The organism is Campylobacter sp. US50a (assembly GCF_004379015.1).
GTDB classification, from domain to species: Bacteria; Campylobacterota; Campylobacteria; order Campylobacterales; family Campylobacteraceae; genus Campylobacter_D; species Campylobacter_D jejuni.
This window is the reverse complement of record NZ_RYYJ01000069.1, coordinates 1-435: the sequence shown is the minus strand read 5'-3', so window position 1 is coordinate 435 and position 435 is coordinate 1. Positions and strand designations below refer to the sequence as shown.

General features: G+C 28.5%; 1 pseudogene. It reads left to right on the top strand.

Features of this window, described 5'->3' with window-relative positions:
• Positions 1 to 435 (top strand): annotated as a pseudogene (locus tag ELQ11_RS09695) (hypothetical protein); the annotation flags it as partial.

Below are 435 nucleotides of genomic sequence, written 5' to 3'. Positions count from 1 at the left end.
TTACCAAAAAGCCCATAAATGATATTGTTGCAACCCTTAAGCCTCATTTAGATTACCTAAACACCCTCACTCAAAAAAATTTTAGCTTAGATAATATTTATTGTATTGCTAATTATTGTGAGAATTTAGGTGCTAATAAATTGGATAATGTTACCTTGCTTAATAAAACTTTAAGACAAAAGTTTGAAAAACTAGAAGCAAATACACCCCATAATATTCTTATACTCTATCCAAATCCCACTCCATCTATTATACAAATAAAACAACCTAAAAATACTTTTATTACTTTACTTATAGGAGCAAAAGCAAAAATAGATTGTTCTAAATTGATAGAAGATCAATGTGAGCTAATGTATTTAAAATATGATCCAACACAAGAAGAACAACAAGCAATTAATCCACAAGCTTTTTCTTGTAGCACCCAAGAAGAACTTA